A 21717-nucleotide genomic window follows, 5' to 3' on the forward strand; every position below is an offset into this window, starting at 1 on the left:
GACAGAAAAATCGGCCGCTTTGAATTTGCGTTAATTAAACATCGACCTCAGCCAAGTTGTAGTCCGGCTGCAGACAGATTCCAGCTAGCAGGGATCAGGGGTTTCTTTGCGCCTGAAAAAGTCCCTGGAACAGTGACGAGAATAGAGGGAGATTGATTATGGAAATTACGATAGGGGTCATCGTCGTCACCCGCAGTCGCGGTTTTTTCGAAACCGGACTCAGCGTTTTGAGCGACATTCGCGGTGAAGTATTCCAACAAGTATCTCTGGACGCGGATATCGAATTCGAAGAGAAGCTGCCCAGTACGCACCCCGTTTATGAAGAAGCCCGCGACAAAGCGGTGCGCTTCCTTGGCAAGCGCAAGGAGCGTATCTCCATGCGGGTGATCCAGGCGGACAACCTTGCGCGAGCGCGTGAGAAAATCCAGCAAACGCCCCTGCCCGGCGCCAACTTTCAGGTGGGTATGGTGTACGTCGACTACGCCGATCCGCAGTTTGAAGATCTGACGCCTCAGCAGATCGACACGCAATTACAGGCTTTCTATACGGCATTGCGGGAGGCGGACATTCCCGTCTTCCAGTCCTCATTTTCAACCGTGGTTTACACCCTGCCGCAACGTCCGCGCATACGGCACCAGCCGATGGAATACATTGAGCGCCAGCTACCGGACGACCGTTCTCTATTGCAGGCGGATTTACTCTGTCTGTGGATGGACTTCTTTGAAATGAGTTACGTCAACCGGCGCGTCAAACCCGCAGCCCGGGTGCTGCCGCACAACACTCTGGGGGAGCATCTGATCAACTTCCTCAGCGCGCGGGCGGGATCGGAATGGCTGGGCTTCTATTTCACCGGCTCCCTGGTCTCCAACATGATCAACCATCTGGAGCAGGAGGCTGAGAGCCGTAATGTGCTACTGCTGCGCGGTCCCAGCGAACACAGTCTGGCCTGCGGCGCGATGGCCAACTGGCAGTTGTACCGCCGCCCCTTCCTGATCGTGGTCACCAGCGGCATGATCGACGAGTTCAAGGGCACTATCGCCAACCTGCGGGAAGCGCGGGCGCAAGGTTTCATCGTCTGCGCGGAAAACCGGCATGATCAATGGTTCGCCTTTCAGGGCACCGTATCTGCGGAAGAGGATTCGCGGGAGGTGATTAACGCCCGTGGGCTGCCCTGCCTGTACCTCAACGATGTCGATCGCCTGCAGGAAGATCTGCAGAAAGCGATGGAGCTGTACGACGCTAAACGCGGTCCGGTGGTGCTGCTGGCCACCCAGGCGGTGCTGGAAGCCTGCAGCCGCTTCGACATTGCTTATCCGCCCGCTCCGGAAGCGCCGTCGGACATCATTCCTGAGTCGGTCCAGCCGGTGCTGGATCAAGTCATGTCGTTGCTGAATGAGGGCCCGGACAAGCTGGTCTGGCAGTGCGGCGCCATGGATGATGAAGAACTGGAGCTGACGCTGTCCATCGCAGAGCGCGCGGGCGTCGCGTTGGTGGACTCACTCACCTATCCCGGCTCCGTACCCAAGTTCCGCCATTGCCAACGCAATCGCAATTACCTTGGCACCCTGGCGGTCTATGGCTACAGCCCGCGGGTGTACAACTTTCTGCACACCAACGACAAAATGAATCCGCAGTCCGAGCAGTGTCTGTTTTTCATAAAGAGCAAGCTGCATCAGGTGTGCACGCCTTTCTCCGATGGCCGTTTGCAGCGCAAGCTGCAGATTGTGCAGCTGACCGAAAATCCCGAGCATATTTCGCCTTACACCGACTTCCCGCTGGTGCTGGAGCACAAACAGTTTCTCCGCTACGTGGACAAGCATCTGGCCCCGTCTCCGGAGCTGGTGGCGCGACGTTATCAAGCCATTGCGTCTGTGCCTGACACCCCCTCGGATATGGCGAGCCGCCTGCCGACTACCCCCATGACGCCGAACTATTTCTTCGCCCGCCTCAACAAGCTGATGGAGAAACTGATCGTCGAGCATGGTTACGACTACACCGGTCTCTATGACGTCGGGCGCTGCGGTATTTCAGCCGTGCGCAATCTGGCGCGCACCCGCCGCGGCTTTTCCGGCTGGTACGGACGCGCCCTGATGGGCGACGCCCTCATGGCCAGCATCAGCCTCGCGTTCACCAGCCCTTCCAACGTAGTGGCGTTCATCGGAGACGGCGCCAAAGGCCTCACTCCCGACGTGCTCCCCTCGCTGTTGGAGAACGCCCTGAGCTATCCCGGTCGCATGAACCGCAATCTCACCATTTTCTATTTCTGCAATGGCGGGCATTCGGTCATTAACACCTATCAGGAACGCATTCTATTCAATTACACCTCGCGGCAAATGCGCTTGGTCAATGTCACCGATCAGGATTGGGAGGACGAGCTGGGCGGGCTGCGTTTCACCTCGCGCACGCTGACCACATTCGATCCGGCGGCGCTGACGTCCGCGCTACTGCGCCCGGGTTGCGTCAATTTGTTCTCGGTGATGGTCTCCCACAACAACGAAGGCGACGGCATCAGTCTGGCCACCGCCACCGGCTGGCAGCGCGACCCGGCCACTCAGCCGCAAGCTGAAGCGAAAGCAGAAACAGCAACGGCAACAGAAACGGAAAGCGCGCAGCCTGTCGTTTAGACGCTGGCGGATAGCAGTTCAGTAAAGGATATCACTGTTATGAAATTCGGATTTATCGGACACCCGACCTCCATCGGGCTGAAACGCTACGTAAAAATGCTCGACTTGCTCGACCGCAGCTCGCGAGACCTGCAAGTGGGCTATCAGCGGGACATTTGGAGCCATCGCAATCTGGTGCCCTTCGTCGACTTCTGCCGCATTCAGTCCCCCGCCGGAGTGAGCTGCGAAGGCATCGTGCATTACCTTCCACTCACCGCTGAGGAAATGCTGTCCACGCCCCGGGCGGTGCAACAGCGTATTTTCGAAGGCATCGAATCGTTGCAGGCGCAGGGCGCTCAGCTCGTAGGGCTGGGCGGCTTTACCTCCATTATCGGCAAGCGCGGGCTGGTGACGGCGGAGCGCGCCGGCATCCCCGTGACCAGCGGCAATTCTCTCACCACCTACGCGGGATACACCGTACTGCTACAGACGCTGGAGCGTTTGCAGCTCGATCCGGCGGACGCGCAGGTGGCGATAGTCGGCTATCCCGGCTCCATCTGTCTGGCGCTGGCCAAGCTGTTGCTGCAACTGGGATGTCGTCTGGATCTGGTTCACCGGGGCACAGCGGATGATGCGCAACTGCTGGAGCATCTGCCCGAGCATCGGCGCGGCCGGGTCACCTTGTTGAACTCCATGGATGCGGCGTATGAGCGCAATCGTCTGTTCGCCGCCGCCACTTCGTCCGGCGGCGTGATCGATGTATCCCGCCTGTCGCCCGGCTCCATTGTCGTAGACATCGCCCTGCCCCGTGACGCGGAACGTCCCCCTACGCCCCGCACCGACGTACTGGTGTTGGACGGCGGATGCGTCACCGCTTCGCCGGATACCAAATTGGGCGGCGAATCCATGAATATGTCAATCAAGCAGCAGATCAACGGCTGTCTGGCGGAAACCATGGTGCTGGCTCTGGAAGGCCGTGCGGAATGCTTCTCCATCGGACGCGACTTGCCACCGGAAAAAGTGCTGGAGATTGGAGCGATGGCGGAACGTCATGGCTTCCGCGCCTTCCCTCTGGCGTCCTTTGGCGAGCGCATCAACATCGAACTGATCAACGGCCTGCGTCGTTTTCACCATAGCGGTAAAGCTCTGGCGCCAGGGTATACCCCTTCGGATCTGGCGGCGACAGAGCCGGATTCAGGCGAAGCGCGCCGCTCGCAAACAGTGCAGCGTTTCCGCAGTTATATCAACCCGATGCTGGCGGATTTCCTGCAGATGCAGCGCTGCGACAAGGTCTTCGAACGCGCGGAAGGATGCACCCTGACCGATACGGACGGCGAGCGTTTTCTGGATATGGTGTCCGGTTACGGCTGCCTCAATCTGGGCCATAACCCGCAAGTGGTGACCGAAGCGATTCAGAAATACGTAGCCAATATGGGGCCCAACTTCGTGCAGTACGTCTCCCTGCCGGAAGAAACCTCCAAGCTGGCGGAGCGGCTTTGCGCCGTGGCGCCAGGGCGCTTCGAACGGGTCTTCTTCAGCAACTCCGGTACGGAAGCCGTGGAGGCGGCGCTGAAACTGGCGAAAGCGGCCAGCCGCCGCTCCCGTTTTGTCTTCGCCAACAACAGTTACCACGGCAAGACACTGGGCGCGCTTTCCGTCACCGGTCGCGAAAAGCATCAGAAGCACTTCCGCCCCTTGCTGCCGGGTTGCACTGGCGTGCCGTTCGGCGATCTGGAGGCGCTGCGCGTTGAACTGGAGCAAGGCGACGTGTGTGCGTTCATCATTGAGCCGATCCAGGGAGAAGGCGGCGTCTATCTGCCCCCGGACGGCTATCTGAAAGCCGCCCAGGAACTGTGTCGGCGCACAGGAACCCTGCTGATCGTGGATGAAATCCAGACCGGCCTGGGACGCACCGGACGCCTGTTCGCCTGCGAATGGGAAGGCGTGGAGCCTGACATCATGGTGTTGTCGAAGTCCCTGTCCGGCGGGCTGATTCCCATTGGCGCCACGCTCAGCTCCGCGAAGATCTGGGACGCGGCCTACGCCTCCACCGGCCGCTTCCTGTTGCACACCTCCACCTTCGGCGGCTGCAACCTGGCTGGCGTCGCCGGGCTCGCCGCGCTGGAAGGCGTGATAGAGCAGGATCTGCCCCGCCGCTCGCAAGAGATGGGCGACTACTTCAAAGCCGAACTGCAACAAGCGGTGCAAACCTATCCCTTTATCAAAGAAGTGCGCGGCCGCGGCCTGATGTTGGGCATCCAGTTCAACAACGATTTCAGCGGCGCCGTGGAAGCCTGCGCCCGGGAATTCGGCACGCGTCTGCCAGGAGACTGGCATCTGGCGTACCGCTTTTTCCCTGATGAAGTTCGCGAGCACCTGGCGGCGGCTGTGGACAAGATGGAGGAGTCGTTAGCGGAAATGTTCTGCATGCGCTTCGTCACCAAGCTCAGTAACGATCACCGCATTCTGACGTTCGTTACCGCCAACAGCTCCACCGTGATCCGTATCCAACCCCCGCTGATCATCAGTAAGGAGGAAGTCGATCACTTCGTGAAATCCTTCGCCACCGTATGCGAAGAAATGTCCACTTTTATGAACTAAATAACGCCTTTTTTGAACGTATGGAGAGATAGCGATGGAAAGTAGCAAAGACCAAATTGTTGACCTGATGATGGGCTTCTTCAAGACCAAAACTCTGACCGCCGCCTTTGATCTGGGGCTGTTCGACGCCATGGCGGAGGGCCCCGCCTCCCTGGAAGACATTTGCGCCCGCGCCAATGCGCCAGTCGCTTCGGGCAAGCGCATGCTGATCGCGCTGCAGGCGATGGGACTGCTGCAACGCGAGGGGGACGCCTATTCCCTGGCTCCGGGCGCCGCGCCCTATCTGGTCAGCCAGTCGCCGCAGTGGCTGGGCTGGCTGGGTCGCCATATCGATGCATTCCTGTATCCGCTGTGGTCCAACACCGCCCAGTCGGTACGTGACGACAAAGATCAACGGGAGGCGGTGTTCGGCGACAAACGCAGCTGGTTCGATATCCTGTATCAAAACCCGTCCGACGTAACGGACTTTCAGGAGTTCCTGGGCATCTTCGCCAAGCCCTTTATTGACGGCATGGTGGAAGGCGTGGACTTTTCCGCTTACAGCCGCTTCATGGACATCGGCAGCGGCGTCGGCAGCTTGCCCGTCGCCGTGGCGGAAGCCTGCCCGCATCTGGAGATCGCCATTTGTGAATTACCCAAAGCGGCCTGCTATGTGCGCGACAAAATCATGTCCGGCGATTTCGCTGATCGCATCAAGGTAGTTGAAGGCGACGTCATCACCGGAACCATTCCGCAACAGGAGTACGACCTGATTCACCTGGGTTGGATGTTGCACGACTACGCCCCTGACACGCAGCTGCAGATTCTGCGCAACATCTACGACGCCCTGCCGACCGGCGGCGTCTTCATGGCCAGCGAAACGCCCCTGGACGAGGACGAAAGCGGCCCGCTGTTCACCTCCCTGCTCTCCATCAACATGCTGGTGTCCACGGATGGCGGCGTGGAGTCCACGGCGCAGCAGTACATGCAGCGCTTTGAAGAGGCCGGGTTCAGCAACGTGAGAGTGCTGCGCATCAACGGACCGCGCACGTTATTCGTCGGAGAAAAGGCCTGACCAACGGGCTTCGGCCCGTCTTCCAGCCCCCCTCAAAAAGGAAGATGCACAATGCTAGAGAACACATTATTAACCTACATTTCCGAGAATTATCTGGGCTCGGACGATCAGGGGTTCAACGCGGACACCCCGATTCTGGAACTCAACATTATTGACTCCGGCTCCCTGTTCGATCTGGTGGATTTACTGCGGCGGGAAACCGGCGCATCAATCCCCCTCAATCAGGTTACCCCCGGCAACTTCGCCTCCGTGCGTAAGATGGTGGATCTGGTCACGCGCCTGCAACAACACTAGCCCCGAATATTCAAGGAATGAGGTAACACCATGACAGAACAAGTATTTGCCGATACGCAACAGGCGGAAGAGTCTCTGCGGGACCTGGTGCTGAGCGCCCTGCAACGTCACACGGAGTACGCACAGGAAGACTTTGACGACGAAGCGGATTTCGAGGGCGACCTGGGCGTTGACTCCATCACCCTGGCTTCCGTGCAGGCGGAAATTTATCAAACCCTTGGGCTGCAGAATAAAGCCGTGCAAGCAGGCCTGGACAACGTCGGGCAACTGCTGCGCCATATCGGTCAACGCCTGCAGAAAGAAGGCCTCAGCGTCGCCAAGGCTGCGCAGCAATCGGCGCCGGCCCACCGCGCTGACGTACAGGACGACGCACTGAGCGCGAACGTGCTCGACGTGTATCAGGCTCACACCGGCTATCGTCGCAGCGAGCTGGATCTGCAAGCAGACCTGGAAGGCGATCTGGGCGTCGACTCCGTCACTCAGGCCGCCGTGCTGGCGGAGATCGCTAAGCTCATGCGTATGGAGAAAGCCGGTTTTCCCGCCGGCCTGAGCACCATCGCACAGGTTATCGCCTACCTGCGCGAAATCGGCGCCGACGCCGCTCTGGCCCGTCCCGCCAAAGAAATTGGCGCCGCTCCGGCGTCACAACCGGCTTCCAAGCTATCTGCTTCCGAACCATCTGCTTCCAAACAACCAGCGGAAGGCCGCGCCAGCGGTGATGGCAAGTGGACGGATTTCATCGATCGTCTTAATCAGGACTACGTGAAGGAGCCCAGCGACGCGACGACAGAACTGGCGGACCAGTTCAAGCTGAGCTTCCTCGCCAGCGGTTTTGGGCAGAAGGACATATCCGCCCTGCATGACCGTCTACGCAGTGAGCACGGCATGCCCGCTCACCTGAGTCTGGCGGACTGCGATACCCCCGAGAAGCTGCTGCAATACATCCGCGCCAGCCGTCCGCATCAGGTTGAAGCTCTGGGAACGGAGCATCTGGAAGCGAGCTACGACGCCAACGCAGCGGCGGAAAACGACCCCCGCACCATGAAGGATTTCGTCAATCTGCCGGATCAGGATCTGTTTCATAAGACCCGGGAGTTCCGCAAATTTTATCTGGCGAAGCAACAGGCGCAGCTGTATTGGTACGGCATGCCTCTGGAGTCCCAATGCCGCAATCGCGCGGTGATCTATGACGAAGTCACCGGACGCCGTCGTGAGTTTCTGATGTTCGCCTCCAACAATTATCTTGGACTGGCCAACCATCCCGAAGTCATCGAAGCCATCGCCGAAGGCGCCCGTCGCTACGGAGCCACCAACACAGGCTGTCGTCTGATCGGCGGCAGCAATGTCTTACACAAAGAGTTGGAGCATCGCTTGGCCAAGCTGAAAGGACGCGAGGCCTGCATCGTGTATCCGTCCGGCTATTCCGCCAACCTGGGCTGTATTTCCGCACTGGCCGGACGCAACGATCTGGTGTTCACCGACTCCATCAACCACATGAGCATTCAGGACGGCTGCAAACTCTCCGGGGCTTCCCGCAAGATCTATCAGCACAGCATGGAAAGCCTGGAAACCACGCTGAAAAAATACGCCGACCACGACGGCGGCAAGCTGATCGTCACGGACGGCGTGTTCTCCATGCATGGCGATATCGTCGATTTGCCGCGCCTGGTGGAGTTGGCGCAGCAATACGGCGCCCGCGTACTGGTGGATGACGCCCACTCCACCGGCGTTCTCGGCAAAACCGGCTCCGGCACCACCGAGCATTTCAACATGAAGGGCATGGCTGATCTGGAGCTGGGCACCATGAGCAAGGCGCTGGCTGGCGTCGGCGGCTTCGTGTGCGCGGATGAAGACGTGGTGGAGTACCTGCGTTTCTATTCCAACTCTTACGTGTTCGCAGCCACGATTCCCGCCGCCGTGGCGGCGGGGGTGATCGCGTCTATCGACGTGATGGAGCGTGAGCCGCAACGTTTGAGCAAACTCTGGAGCAATATCCATCGCCTGCGCGGTCGCCTGCTGGGCGCCGGGTTCGATCTGGAGCATTCCAACAGCGCCATTATTCCGGTGGTGGTGGGCGACGACCGCAAAACCCTGGAGCTCGGCCGCGCCGTCCGCGCCCGCGGCATGTACTGCCAGACCGTGGTGTTCCCCGGTGTGGCGGTGGGCGATGCGCGTCTACGCATCAGCGTCACCAGCGAACACACCGAAGAAGACCTGGATCTGGCGGCGCAGATCATCATCGACGCAGCGAAAGAAGTGAATATTCCCGTCACGCTGTGATCCGATCAGCCCGGATGGCGCACCGCCAGCCGTCCGGGTTGATGACGTCACTGCGCCAGCTTAATGCAGGATTGGAGGAGAACAGGCATGAAAGTACAAGAAACGGAAAACGGATTTGTCCCTGTCATCGACTATTTACGACGCTCCGCCGTCAACTTTCCCCAGCGTCCGGCGTTTGTCGGCCCGGAGGAAATGAGCTACGAGCAGTTCTACGCCAGGGTGCGTCGGTGGGCCGGCTATTTCCGCTACGCCGGTCTGCAGCCGGGGGATCGCGTGGCCATCTGGCTGCCCAAACAAATCGACTATGTCGTCGCCCTCTACGCCGCCATGGAGTGCGGCGGCGTGTATGTTCCCATGGATGGCATGCAGCCGGTGGAGCGGGCGCAAAAAATTCTCGCCGGCGCGGAGCCCGCCATTCTGGTCACGGACAGCGCCCGTTTTGAACAACTGGACGATATGACTTACACGTCATTACGGTTAGCGCTGGTCACCGACTTTCACAAAGTTCCCGATGCGGCGGCGCCCGGTCGTTTCGCTATCGCGTCACGGGCGTCGGCGGGCGCCTTCGAACCTCCGCCGGAGCAAACGCCGAATCATCCCGGCCCACAGGATCTGGCGGCGATTCTATTCACCTCCGGCTCCACCGGCATGCCCAAGGGCGTACAGATCAGCTACGGCAATCTGCACGCCTTTATTGGCTGGGCGTTGCAAGAACTTTCCCTGAGCGAACGGGACGTCTTTTCCAACCACGCCGGCTTCCATTTCGATCTCAGCACCTTCGATCTGTTCGCCGCAGCGGCGGCGGGCGCAGGGGTCTGGGTTATCGGCGAAGAACAACAACGGGATGTCGCCGCGCTGGCGGAGGGCGTTCGGCGCTATGGGATCAGCGTATGGTACAGCGTTCCCTCCATCCTGTCCCTGATGGTGAACGCAGGCGCTTTGGATACTGACGTCACCGCCTCGCTACGCTATCTGATTTTCGCTGGCGAAGTATTTCCGATTCGCCCTTTACGGGAGCTAAGCCAGCGTCTGCCCGGTGATTGCGCGCTCTATAACTTCTATGGACCCACCGAAACCAATGTCTGCCTTTACTATCGAGTGACGGCGGAGGATCTGCAACGGGACAAGCCGGTGTATATCGGCGCTCCGCTGCCCGGACAAACCGCCCTTGTGCTGGACGACCAGGGCCAACCTGTCAGCGCTCCCGGCGCAATCGGCGAACTGATCATCGAGGGCTCCTGCGTCACGCCGGGTTATCGCAACCGCGTCGATCCCGTCAACTCCGACAACCACCTACAGGGACGCCACGCGACCGGCGATCTGGTGGGTTACGAAAACGGGTACCTGTACTACCACGGGCGCAAGGACCGCATGCTGAAAATCAATGGCTACCGGGTGGAGCTGGGAGAGATCGAAGCGGCGTTGTCGACCATGCCGGGCATCCGGGAAATCGCCGTGGTGGCGGAAATCACCGAGCAGGCGCAAAACCTGATTGCTTACTTCAGTGCGGTTGATCCCTCCTCTGCGCCCAGTGTGCTCGCCATCAAGCAACACTGTCAGACGCGGCTGCCCCGTTACATGATTCCCAAGCTGGTGCGCAAGCTGGACGAACTGCCGAAAAGCCGCAACGGCAAAATTGATTATCTGGCGTTAACAGCGTTGGCGCCCAAGCCGACTGTTGCGCCAAAAACTCATACGGACCCGGTTGCCTGATATGACTGACGCCAGCTTACTTTCCGCCACCTCACCCGGCTCTCATGACCAGACGTTGCGCGAGCCTGTCGCTATCGTCGGCATCGCCTGCATTACCCCCTCCGCCCAGGATACGGAATCGTTCTGGAGACTGCTTGAGCAGGGCGATCACGCCCCTCTGCGCGCCATGCCTGCGCATCGGATACCGCAAACCAGCGCAGCGGCCAGGGCGCACCTGGACGCTTGGCGCGGTTCATTTTTTACAGAGGCGGAAAGCGACTTCAAACGCTTTCGCATCCCTCCCGCCTACCGCAAATCCGTTTCCCAGATGATGCTGTTACAGCTGCGCGCGGCGGAGCAATGTCTGCGTGACGCAGGCTATCCCGACAAGCTGCCGCCTCTCGACGATACGGACGTGTACAGCGGCGCCTGCTTTTGCTTCGACAGCGCCCTTAACAACGCCTTGAAAGTGGAAGGCGTGCGACTCGCTTACGAAGCCGCGGAGCAACGTTCTGGAGATTGCGAAGCGGACCTGGACGCCATTCGCGGACGTCTGCGCGAGCATTTCGGCTTGTCATCCCATGATCGCGTCGGCGAAATGGCGAGCAGCATACCCGCCCGCATCGCCTCGCATTTCAGATTTCGCGGCCGCGCCCAGGCGCTGGAGTCCGCCGACGCCACCAGTTACGTGGCGCTGGAGGCCGCCTTGCTGGCGCTGTCAGGAGGCCAGACCAAAGCGGCGCTGGTCATCGCCGGGCAACGCTATGACAGCCTGCTGCCCGCCCTCGCTCTGGAAAAAAAAGGCTTCGCGTCCGGCGCGCCTTTCACCGCCAATTCACCCGGAGCGCCGTTAGCGGAAGGCGCCACGGCGTTATTATTGAAGAAGCTCAGCGATGCGCGCCGGGATGGCGATCGTATCTACAGTGTCATTCGCGGCGCCGCCAGCGCTCGCCGCGATTCCCCCTCAGGCTACCGCTACGGCGGCGATGCCGCATTGAAGTATCAAGCCGCTGCGGAAGCCTGCCGTCAGGCCAATATCGATCCCGCCAGACAAAGCTACATTGAGTGCGCCTTGCCCGGTCATGTGGAAGAAAGCAAAGCCCTGTTGACCGCGCTGGCGGATTTGCGCCATGACGAGAAGGTCTCTTTGCGTCTGCGCTCCTGCGTCGCCAACCTGGGCTACGCTTTCGCCAGCGCCGGACTTAACGCCATCGCCGCCGCCAGTCTGGCGTTGCACTACGGTCGCATTCCCGCCATGCCGCAAGTGGACAGCCAGGATTTATTGCTACGCCAGAACATCGACTACGGCGCCGGACGCAGCGAGTCCTGGCCGCAAACGGACGAGCGTATCGCCGGCGTGTGCGGCGGCGGACTGAGCGGCGTCAGCTGGCATTTGGTGCTGTCCAGCCCGGGTGCGGCCCCGGCGGACATTGAATCAACTCCGGCGTCCCAGGAACCCATCGCCATTGTCGGCATTGGAGGTTCTTTCGGTCCGTGGCGCGACGTGGCGGCAATACGCGCAGGCCTGTGGGACAGCGCCGATGGCGTTCAGCTATTGCCGGAATCAGTACTGCCCCGTCGCGCCTTCTTCAGCGCGGACGCATCGCGACCGTTGAGCTGTTACGCGCAATATGGCGCGGCGCTGGAGCAAAGCGAGTTTGACTTATCCCCCTACAAAATATTTCCGCGCCGCGCCGCCGGCATGGACAAAGCACAAAAGCTGGGGCTGCAATGCGCCGCCGAGGCGCTGGCGGATTATGGACTGTCGCGCAAGCATCAGCGCCAAGGCGCCACAGCGGTGTTTATCGCCAGCAACCTGAATCTGGGACAGGAACGCGCACTTTCGGCGGCGCTGCATTATCCCCAGTTGCAGGCGCTGTTCGCCGGCTCGCCGCTGGCGGCGTACTTTCAAGACGCCTCAGAAAAACAGCGGCTCTCCCCTGAAGAGGTCGATCACTTCACGCTCGACAGCTTTTCCGCCAGCGGCATCGCAGCGCTGATCTCCAATTGCTTTCAGCTCAACGCCGCCCCCGCAGCAGTGGAAGCGGCCTGCGCCTCTTCCCTGGCGGCGCTGCATAACGCCGTGCTGGCGCTGCGCAGTCATCGCTACGATATGGTGCTGGCGGGAGGCGTGGAGTTGCCGGTGAACATTCGCGATCTAACGCTGTGTTCCGCGCAAATGATGCTGTCGCAACACAAAATTGCGCCTTTCGCGGTAGACGCCGATGGGTTTTCACCCGGAGACGGCGCCGGCATGTTCGTCCTCAAGCGTCTGAGTGACGCATTGCGGGATGGCGATAGTATTTACGCGGCCATCACCGGCGTCGGCGCTTCCTGCGACGCCCGCTCCATGACGGCGCCGGACCCACAGGGACAGGCGCTGGCCATGCGCAAGTCCTTCGCTCAAGCTGGCTACTCTCCCGCTCACGTGCAGTATGTGGAGACCCACGGCACGGGCACCCGATTGGGAGATATTGCGGAGCTGACCGCACTGAATGAGGTGTACCGGACAGAAGAACGAAGCGGTTCGCTTAAGGTCGGTTCGATCAAATCCAATATCGGACATACCTTCGCCGCAGCAGGGTCAGCCGGCCTATTGAAAACCCTGCTGGCGATCCGTTACGGTGATATCCCCGCCACGCTGTTAAGACGGGAGATGAATCCGGAGCTGCCCCTGGCGGAAATTCCCACGGAGCCCGCCACCGCCCTGCAACCCTGGCCATTGGGCGAAGACGCCCGATACGCCGCCGTCAGTTCATTCGGCACCGGCGGCGTTAACTATCATCTGCTCTTAAAGTCCGTAACCGATACCCATGCGGCGCAGGACGACTCTCAATACACTGCAAATTAAGGAAAGGAAAGGAAAGGAAAGGGAACGAAATGGAAACCATCATTCACAAAATCCGCCTGTTCGATGTCGCTCAAGCTGACGCCTTTGAGTCCTGGGTGCAAAACGTCGATTACGCCACCTGCCCCGACCTGCCCAGCGTCGTGCGCTTTGACGTGCATCGCGCCTCTTTGGAGCCAAACGCTCCTTATCACTATGTGGAGGTGATAAAAATAACCGACCGCGCCGCCTTTGACGCCGATATGGAAACATCAACCTTCGCCGGACTGGTGCAGGCCTTTTCCCGTATGGCGGAAGTCGTTGAAGAGTTGGCGGGCGAGCAGCTGGGCTCGGGCTATGCCGCAGGCTGAGCCTGCTGCGTCTCACCCCCGGCTGCATTCGGGGAAATTACCGGCATCAGACTGGAACCGCTCATTGATGGTCGGTCCCTGGCGTCTGTATGCCGTGTCTGTGAATCGCTGGCGCAGCCATTTTGAAACGGAGGCGGACTTGCGGCGGGTATTCGACCTGCGCGAACGACGCCATCTGCGCCAGATTCGTTTCGCCAAACGTAAGCTGGAATGGGGCGCGGGAAGACTGGCCGGAAAACAGGCACTCCAGCGCTTGCAGGCAGAGTTGGCGGCGCCCCAGCGCGCCTTACGGGACATCATTATCAGCAATTGCAAAACTGATCCCCATCAAGGCCGTCCGGAAGCCAACATGGAAGGCTACGTCAGCATCAGTCACGCTGGCGACTGGGCCGTTGCGGCGGCTGGGCGTTGCCCCGTCGGCGTCGATATCGAACCCGTTCGCACCTTCTGCGGCTCAGTCTGGGAAATGGCGTTCACCCCAGAGGAGCGGCGCTGGCTGTTACGCCGCGGACGTATCGAACGCGACGCTTCCGCCACCATGGCGTGGGCGTTCAAAGAGGCGCTACTGAAATGCTACGGACGCAGCATTTTTGGCTGGTTCGCTGACGTAGAACTGCATCCGCCAGGGGACGCCAGCGCATTGTCCTGGACGCTATCACGACGACTCAGCCGGGAACTCGGCGCCGTCGCCAATACGCCTCTGGTGGCGATTGCGGACCGATTTCAGGGATGCGCCTTGGTGGTTGTCGGCAGCCCGCCGGAGGTCTGCGACCGGCTTAGGGGTTCTTAGTTCGCAAGGAATTTATTTAAAGATTGGAGCTTTATTTATGCCGTCGGATTTCACCCATGAACTTCAGGAAACCGTGGATATGGCGCGCTGGGCGCCGTCATCCCACAACTCGCAACCCTGGACGTTAATACATGTTCAGGAACGCGAGCGGGCCAGCGCACTCCTTGGAGAAGCGCTTCAGGAAGGAGAGCAATGCGTCGTCCTGGCCTTGAACAGCGCTCGTAAACTCAAAGCCCTGGAAAGTCTGGAAATTGAAATGCTGATGAGTTGCGGCTTATTTCTGGGCTTGTTTTGCATGACGCTGGGAGTCCGTGGCCATGACTGGCGCCTGCGTTGGCTTTGTGAAGACGAGAAGAGTTCGCCCATCGCCGCACTGGAGCAAGAGCACGGCTGCCTTACGCTGACCGCAGTGCGTATCACGCCGGACCGCGTTACGCCCGTCGCGGATGCTGAAACGTGGCGGCGTCTGGTTCTGCAGCGACGCACCCACCGCGGACCTTTTAACCCTTTGCGCATCAGCGACGACGGGTTACAGAAACTGCTGGCGCGGCGCTGGCCACTGTCATTGACTGGTGAGCATTTGCTGATGCTGATCGAACGCGATCCCGCTACGATTCGTCGCGCGGCGCAGCTGGTGAAACAGTACGCGGTGCTGGACTTCGCCAACTATAAAGCCTGGCGCGAGACCTATCGTTATATCCACTTTTCCCTGGAAGAAGACGCGGAAGACGGATTCTACCTGCAAAGCCTGCTCGGTCCGCAAAGCAAGTGGAGCAGTCTGTTCTATCGCTGCGTGCTGGCGCCGCCGGTCATGCAGGCGCTACGGCCTTTCGGCGCCCCGCAACGCATGGCGGAACAGCTTGGCGCGCTGGTGGAGGACTCATCGCAATTGCTGTTCTGTCACCTTGGAAACGAGCATATGACGCCCAAAGCGCTGACTCAGGCTGGCGCGCGTTTGATGGAGGTCTGGCTTAACGCTCAGGAGCAGAAGCTGGCGATACACCCGGCCAGCGTCATGCTGCAACATGATCAGGCGCGCATTGAGATCGAACGTCTGCGGGACGAAAACGGGCGCATGATTTTCTTCGCCAGGCTTGGCGCCATCAAAGAAGTTTTCGATAAAAGCCCCAGAAGAAAAACCAACGGCATCATCGCCGCCGGATGACGCACGGAGCCGAAAAGAACAGCTCACCCAGCAGGACCGTCATTACAACCTAACCCCGTCGCCAGACGGCCTACTCAAGTTCGATAGAAAAAGGAAAAGGAAATATGGAGCAACAATGGATAATCATGATCATTGTGATCGAGGCCATGGCCGTCGCCGGCGTCATCGCTGCCCTGATCACCAAGGACACCAAAGCGCCGTTTATCTTTGGGTTTAACACCCTGCTGCCGGTCACGCTGGTGTATTGCTGGTACGGGGACGCAGATCTGGTGCGCAAAGCCCTGCTGCTCGGCATGGTGATTATTTACCAATTGCGTATGAACGTCGTGCTCACGCTTTGGTACAACAACACCGCCGCCGCCAAGCTCAAGGAAGTCATGCCGCTGTCGGCCATCTACTTTTTACCCATCATTCTCGCCAACGTTTTTGGCTGGCTCTACTGCCTGCCGTTCCAATGGGCCGCAGACCGGGTCGGCCCATTAAACTGGATCGATTACAGCGCCGTCGCCGTCTATCTGGTCGGCACCATTTTCCATTTCGGCAGCGACTATCAGAAGCACTTATTCAAGCAGCAACCCAACTCACGCGGCCAGATCCTGGACACCGGCTTCTGGCGCTATTCCCGTCATCCTAACTACTTCGGCGACTTCCTGATTTACGTCGCCTTCGGCCTCACCGCCGGCAATCCCTGGGGCGTCATTGCGCCATTGGCCAATATCGCGCAGTACATGACGGACGCCATTCCCAAAAGCGAAAAAATGGCGGAAGAGCGCTACGGCGAAGCCTGGCGGAACTATAAGAAAAAGGCCAAGTGCCTGATTCCGTTTGTGATCTAATCTGCATTTATTTTCATGGCGCAGGATGAGACTGCGCGACGACAAGGTGCGGGAGGCAGGACCTGGCATGCGCAGGCCCTGTCGTTGCAAACAAATAGAAGGAAGCTATTTGAGGATTAACAAAGCCTGTCAATGTAGTTTACTGGCCGCAGTTTAGAAAAAGACCCCAAATCCCTTTGGGTTAAGCGCTGTTCCGTGCGCGCAAGGACATCAACTCAGTGGGGGTGAGAAATCCCTATCTCTTACGCCTTCCATTACCACATAGACAGCATGACGGCAGTGGCTTCCCTGCAGTGAAACGATCACACCTTCGACCAGCGCCGCCTTACAAGAGACATATTACGCAGCGGAGCGACAAAGGCCGTCGTCGTATGCATTTATTTGAAAAATTCTGTGCAATCGGGCCGCCTGATTTGACCGCCATTGATAACTGGCGTTACCATGCCGCCTCTCTTTATGGAGCCGGACGGGACTCGAAATCCGTTTAACCTTCATAGGAGAAAAAACATGAAAAAGATCAAGACTTTATTCGTCATCGATCGCCATAGTCATCTGGCTACGGAGCAAGTGGCTCCTGAATCCGCCTGGGTGTTGCAAGGCATAGGGCTCGCCACCGAGAAATTCGACGGCAGCGCCTGTCTGTTCAGAGCAGGCCGTTTGTGGAAACGCTACGATCGCAAACTGCGTAAGCCGTTCGCCGCGAAGCTCCGCGCCGGGCGTCTCGCAACGCTGGACCACGCCATGTTCAAATCGGCGCCGGACGGATTTGCGCCTTGCGAGGCGGAACCTGACGCCCTCACTGGACACTGGCCCGGCTGGCTGCCGGTTTCCGAGGCCAGCCCGGAAGATCGCTGGCATTGCGAAGCCCTTGAACAGGCCGCCGGCGCACTGATCGAAGGCCAGACCTACGAACTGGTCGGCCCGAAAGTTCAGGGTAACCGCTACCAGCTGCAGCGCCATGTGCTGTGGGCCCATGGCGGCAAGATCCTGACGCCGCCGGAACGCTTGGACTTCCACACTCTGCGCGACTGGATGGCGGCGCAAAATATGGAAGGCGTCGTGTGGCATGCGCCGGATGGACGCATGGCCAAACTGAGACGAAAAGACTTCGGTTTTTCATGGTGAATACAGGCCTGGGAAGATTCCCAGGCTTTTATTTTCCCCACCCCAACTCCCCCCTTTGTCCATTTAAGCGCTAGCCCACCGCCACTAACCTGTGGTTTTAAAAACGCTTTTTTATACATCCAAAGAAATATTATTTACCGGGTAATATTGACTTCATTTTTTACCCGGGTATTATTGGCGACGTATTTTTCAGGATAGTCGTGGTTACCGACTATCCGAGCGAGCACAGGAGTGAAACAGATGAGCGCAAAAGAAACTCAGAGTTATACCGGCTTTCACGGCCACCAGCTTTTCGCCGCCGGCGACTTACCGGAAGTAGCGTTAAAGGCCAAATCCTTACTGGAGCAGGACGCCAACGCTCCCGTCGCCATTTACGACAACGCCACCGGACGGATTGTAGAGGTCGATTATCGCGGCGCAGCTGAGGATGTCCTCGCCAGAATTGCAGCACTTAGTGAAGACGGCGCCCCCAAACCTAAAGCCGGGCCTGGACGTCCCAAACTTGGCGTGGTGTCGCGAGAAGTCACGCTGCTGCCCCGTCACTGGGACTGGTTAAGAGCGCAACCCGGCGGCGCATCTGTGGCGCTGCGCAAGCTGGTCGAAGCAGCCAGACGCGACAATGTGGACAAAGACCGGTCACGCCTGGCGCTGGAAGCCGTGTATCGCTTTATGTCCACCGTCGCCGGCGATTTCCCCGGTTTTGAAGAGGCCTGTCGCGCCTTCTTCGCTAAAGACTATGAGACCTTTGATGACATGATTTCGCTATGGCCTGACGACATTCAGGACTATATCCGGCATCAGACTGAGAAGGCGTTGGAGATGGAGAAACAAGCGGAGGCCTAGGACTGAGCCCCCCCTATTCAGCTCGGCGACCCGCGCCCTTTTATAGCGCGGGTCGCCGTTTTCGCGCGGAGAGACTAAAACTGATAGGTCACCGCCACAGACAGGAATCCCTGCGCGCCGCGCAGATTCTCCTGCATGGCGTAAAGCTCGGCGTCCACTTTCGCTACATCATCGGAGAGTGATTCTGTCCAGAAGTATTTCTTACTTCACGCATTATTGGTAAGTAATACATATGGCCTGTCGTCGAATACTACTTGAATGAATGAAATTCTGTATAAAGCCATTAGCTCCATGGCGGATGGAATGCTCGTTTTTTCGTATAGTGAATCGTTTGTGGCTATATTCCACAATGTGACTGTGCGAAGACCCTCTTTTTGTATGATCGCGTTGACTACGTCTGCTTTTAAAGCACAAGGAAAAGGTTTGTGATGGTAGTTAAGCTCAAGCCAGCCGGCTTTTGAACAGCCTAGCTCATAGAGAACAAAGGCAACGTGCATAAAATGTCCGTTTATATGTGCTCACAAGGTTGTATAGAGCAAATAGCCTGCTTCACAGCAGCATTAAGCTAGCTTTTATTCAAAAAGTATCAACTTAACATCGTTTCAAGCGCCTTAAGCTCCACTGTCACAAGGCTATGGAAGCTTACGCAATCATTGACTTCGAAAGGCTGGGACTGAATGTCTAACCAGTATCGTCTCAGATTTTCCAACCAGTTTTCGCAGACTCTTATCCGATTAAGTATTGCTGACGGTAATGAAGAGCTGTTCTCTAACTCTCTAAGGAGTTCAAGTTTCGCCTCAATGCATGAAACAGCTTCTTGGTTACAGCACTGAGTTCCAATTTTATGCCAATCCTCATCAGTCAACGTGAAGCTTTCCATCCCCCCCCTCGTGCTTAAGCTTCAAATGGGTTAGAAGTCCACATAGCACAAAATAAAAGCTAGTTATTTGTAGAGGCTGCATCAATAACTATTATTGGGTATATAGGTCTACCCCCTTAGTGGTAGCCTTGGTTATTGGACCACTACACCAATATGCCACAATTAGCCAGCTCAGCACCCAACCAGGTAATATTACCCGCCATTTCAAATTCTTACGCACGAGGACTTATAGTGAGCTGCACTATCAGAAAGGCAAAGAAAGAAGACTTCCCCGTATTACGCATGCTGTGGCAGTTTTACGAATACCATAACTCCTATTTCACACACGAGGATATCGATCACAACGGCCTATTCGATATCGACAATGACTATATTTTGGCCACTCTTGAAGAAAAAGAAGAATGCGAGGTCTACTTAATTATCTCGGACCAGTCTGTCGCCGGGTTCCTTACCATTGAGCCCGTGGAGATTAGAGGGAAAGAGCTACTAGAGCTTGCAGACTTATTCATTCTTCCTAAGTACCGATCTCGTGGTATAGCCAGTTACGCTATTAAAAACATGATCTTCAAAGAAGATAAGGCGTGGCATATTTCCGTTTATCAAGGCGATACACTGGCGTTAGCATTTTGGAAGCGCATATTCCATAAGTTACCATTTAGGTCTGTCGGTGAAATATCGCCACCAGAAGTAGAAGGGTTTTATGAGTTTGTGGTTGAGGCAATAGCGCTTTAGCACCTTGGCCCCGACCCTTAGCCTTGGGCACAATGTGATCCACCTCAATCGCCGCACTAGTACGCCCCTGCTTTAAACACACCTGACACAGGTAGTTATCTCGTCTCAGTATCCGCGCTCTAAGCTTGCCCCATTGCCAACCGTAACCGCGTTGGGTGTCGCTACCCTTCTGTTGTCGCCAGTCTCCCCAGCGTGTCGTCTCTCGCTTGTCTGCGTGGCTCTCACAGTACCCTGACTTACGCCGGGTCGTATTAGGGCGGCCCTTATCCTTGCAGGGTCTTAGCGATGCCTTTGGCATTAACGGTCACTCTGCCGCTCGATCAGGCGGTCTAACTTGTCGTTGATGGTTCGCTGGGTCATTACCTGTCCCCTTACCTTGCTCTCCATTGTGAAATGCTATACTTGTTCAGACTTGTAAATCAGCTCCAAAAGCTAGGCTAATGGTTCAGGAGGAAATCAAATGCCAAATCAGCGAATTTTCAGCGCCACTTCCGCTCTGCTACGAATTACACTTTTTGCTATTCTCCTCTTTTCCTCCTCTGCTCAGGCAGAAGATAAAAGCATAACTTTATCTACCACTGACTGGCCTCCCATGTTTTCTGAAAGCCTTCCCAATAAAGGCGTATTTACTGAACTAACGGCTGAAGTATTTCGTAGAGCAGGCTATAGCTTTGATGTGAAATTTTTACCATGGGTACGAGCTGTTGAGAGCGCCAAGTCTGGCCACTATGATGGAATCATGGGCGGAGAGAAAAGGGAGCAATATGCCCCTTATTTTGTCTGGACAGACCCTTTATATGTAAGTAGAGAATATATTTATTCAAAAACTGAAGACCAGATACAGTTTAAATCCCCAGAAGATCTTAAACCTTATAGAATTGGCACATTACTAGGGGGAACATACCCCTCCTTTGAAGGCATAGAGTTAAAATTGGAGCCGCTAACTCGCTATGAGCAAAATATCAAAAAGCTTATGTCAAATAGAATCGACTTGATTATCATAAACCCTCTAGCTCTCGCCGATTTACTTAAGGAATACCCTGAATACATTGGAAAGCTAAAACAAGTCCACCCGCCTGTTCAAGAAGATGAACTTTACATTTTAGTATCAAAAAAGCGAAGCGATCATGAAGAAATAGTTAACGATTTCAATATGCACTTAAAGGAAATTCGCTCCGACGGCACTTTCGAATCAATTGTTAAAAAGCATGGATATACGATGGATCTTTTCTCGCTCAAGTAAAGAAAGCATTACATCAGTTTACTCGCCTTAACCTTGCACTATAACCGCACAGGTTATAACGGCCTTATCGTTTACTCCCAGGTGATTGAACAGTTAATCAAAACACCCAGGTCCACCGCATGACCGGTTAAGTGGCGGCTGCGCATCGTCTTGGATTTACCGACCTTATACAGTTCGGTTTGGCGCTCGATGGGTCGCAGGCCTTCCAGTACAGTGAAGTCTATCGGCGTGATCTGAATCGCTCTCTCTAGTACTTTCACAATGTCAGGATGCAGGCCAGCCAAGCGCGGCTTGGAGCGCTTGCCCAGGTAATAAGTCATTCTTTATGGGTTCCAGAAATAAAAAAGTCCCACAGTTGCGAGGCCCTTGGTAGGATTTATT

17 protein-coding genes are annotated in these 21717 nt (G+C 57.2%); 15 read left to right on the forward strand and 2 right to left on the reverse strand.

Features of this window, described 5'->3' with window-relative positions; genetic code table 11:
* The first annotated feature begins 158 nt into the window (after nucleotides 1-158).
* From pigD to AC2IBB_RS29790, 14 genes are all read left to right on the forward strand, one after another.
* The gene (pigD, locus tag AC2IBB_RS29725) at nucleotides 159-2624 is read left to right on the forward strand and encodes a prodigiosin MAP biosynthesis protein PigD (RefSeq protein WP_486330276.1); all 2466 of its coding nucleotides are present in this window, start codon (nucleotides 159-161) and stop codon (nucleotides 2622-2624) included.
* A gap of 39 nt (nucleotides 2625-2663) precedes the next feature.
* Nucleotides 2664-5204 carry a prodigiosin MAP biosynthesis aminotransferase PigE gene (gene pigE / locus AC2IBB_RS29730; protein ID WP_486330277.1) on the forward strand — a complete coding sequence of 847 codons (2541 nt, stop codon included), beginning with the start codon at nucleotides 2664-2666 and terminating at the stop codon, nucleotides 5202-5204.
* 34 nt (nucleotides 5205-5238) lie between these two features.
* Nucleotides 5239-6258 carry a methyltransferase gene (locus AC2IBB_RS29735; protein ID WP_486330278.1) on the forward strand — a complete coding sequence of 340 codons (1020 nt, stop codon included), beginning with the start codon at nucleotides 5239-5241 and terminating at the stop codon, nucleotides 6256-6258.
* Nucleotides 6259-6309: 51 nt separating this feature from the next.
* On the forward strand, nucleotides 6310-6552 hold the full coding sequence (locus tag AC2IBB_RS29740; RefSeq protein WP_216738632.1) for an acyl carrier protein: 243 nt from the start codon (nucleotides 6310-6312) through the stop codon (nucleotides 6550-6552).
* Between the two features lie 30 nt (nucleotides 6553-6582).
* Nucleotides 6583-8832, forward strand: coding sequence for an aminotransferase class I/II-fold pyridoxal phosphate-dependent enzyme (locus AC2IBB_RS29745; RefSeq protein WP_486330279.1), 2250 nt, complete (start codon nucleotides 6583-6585; stop codon nucleotides 8830-8832).
* Nucleotides 8833-8919: 87 nt separating this feature from the next.
* Nucleotides 8920-10545: an amino acid adenylation domain-containing protein gene (locus tag AC2IBB_RS29750; RefSeq protein WP_486330280.1), complete on the forward strand. Its 1626-nt coding sequence runs from the start codon at nucleotides 8920-8922 to the stop codon at nucleotides 10543-10545.
* Nucleotide 10546: 1 nt separating this feature from the next.
* Nucleotides 10547-13375 (forward strand): beta-ketoacyl [acyl carrier protein] synthase domain-containing protein, encoded by a 2829-nt coding sequence (locus AC2IBB_RS29755; RefSeq protein ID WP_486330281.1) that lies wholly within the window; start codon nucleotides 10547-10549, stop codon nucleotides 13373-13375.
* 29 nt (nucleotides 13376-13404) lie between these two features.
* Nucleotides 13405-13722, forward strand: a complete 318-nt coding sequence (locus tag AC2IBB_RS29760; protein ID WP_486330282.1) for a RedY protein — start codon at nucleotides 13405-13407, stop codon at nucleotides 13720-13722.
* On the forward strand, nucleotides 13709-14512 hold the full coding sequence (locus AC2IBB_RS29765) for a 4'-phosphopantetheinyl transferase family protein (RefSeq protein WP_486330283.1): 804 nt from the start codon (nucleotides 13709-13711) through the stop codon (nucleotides 14510-14512). Before AC2IBB_RS29760 ends, AC2IBB_RS29765 begins: the two co-directional genes overlap by 14 nt.
* Before the next feature lie 37 nt (nucleotides 14513-14549).
* Nucleotides 14550-15677 carry a nitroreductase family protein gene (locus AC2IBB_RS29770; protein WP_486330284.1) on the forward strand — a complete coding sequence of 376 codons (1128 nt, stop codon included), beginning with the start codon at nucleotides 14550-14552 and terminating at the stop codon, nucleotides 15675-15677.
* A 104-nt stretch (nucleotides 15678-15781) separates the two neighbouring features.
* Entirely contained in the window at nucleotides 15782-16513 is a 732-nt protein-coding gene (locus AC2IBB_RS29775; RefSeq protein WP_486330285.1) for a DUF1295 domain-containing protein, read from the forward strand.
* Between the two features lie 507 nt (nucleotides 16514-17020).
* Nucleotides 17021-17638, forward strand: coding sequence for an RNA ligase 1 family protein (locus AC2IBB_RS29780; RefSeq protein WP_486330286.1), 618 nt, complete (start codon nucleotides 17021-17023; stop codon nucleotides 17636-17638).
* A gap of 240 nt (nucleotides 17639-17878) precedes the next feature.
* Nucleotides 17879-18481 (forward strand): DUF2239 family protein, encoded by a 603-nt coding sequence (locus tag AC2IBB_RS29785; RefSeq protein ID WP_486330287.1) that lies wholly within the window; start codon nucleotides 17879-17881, stop codon nucleotides 18479-18481.
* Between the two features lie 1111 nt (nucleotides 18482-19592).
* The gene (locus AC2IBB_RS29790) at nucleotides 19593-20093 is read left to right on the forward strand and encodes a GNAT family N-acetyltransferase (protein WP_486330288.1); all 501 of its coding nucleotides are present in this window, start codon (nucleotides 19593-19595) and stop codon (nucleotides 20091-20093) included.
* Here the strand turns inward: AC2IBB_RS29790 and AC2IBB_RS29795 are convergent.
* The gene (locus AC2IBB_RS29795) at nucleotides 20017-20391 is read right to left on the reverse strand and encodes an HNH endonuclease (protein WP_486330289.1); all 375 of its coding nucleotides are present in this window, start codon (nucleotides 20389-20391) and stop codon (nucleotides 20017-20019) included. The genes AC2IBB_RS29790 and AC2IBB_RS29795 overlap by 77 nt on opposite strands.
* 162 nt (nucleotides 20392-20553) lie before the next feature.
* Here AC2IBB_RS29795 and AC2IBB_RS29800 point away from each other — a divergent pair, with 162 nt between their 5' ends.
* Nucleotides 20554-21336, forward strand: coding sequence for a substrate-binding periplasmic protein (locus AC2IBB_RS29800; protein ID WP_486330290.1), 783 nt, complete (start codon nucleotides 20554-20556; stop codon nucleotides 21334-21336).
* Nucleotides 21337-21407: 71 nt separating this feature from the next.
* Here AC2IBB_RS29800 and AC2IBB_RS29805 read toward each other — a convergent pair whose 3' ends face one another.
* A complete protein-coding gene (locus tag AC2IBB_RS29805) occupies nucleotides 21408-21656 on the reverse strand; it encodes a M15 family metallopeptidase (RefSeq protein ID WP_486330291.1) in 249 nt (82 codons plus the stop codon).
* Between the last annotated feature and the right edge of the window lie 61 nt (nucleotides 21657-21717).

Source organism: Hahella sp. NS-SX17, assembly GCF_057367735.1.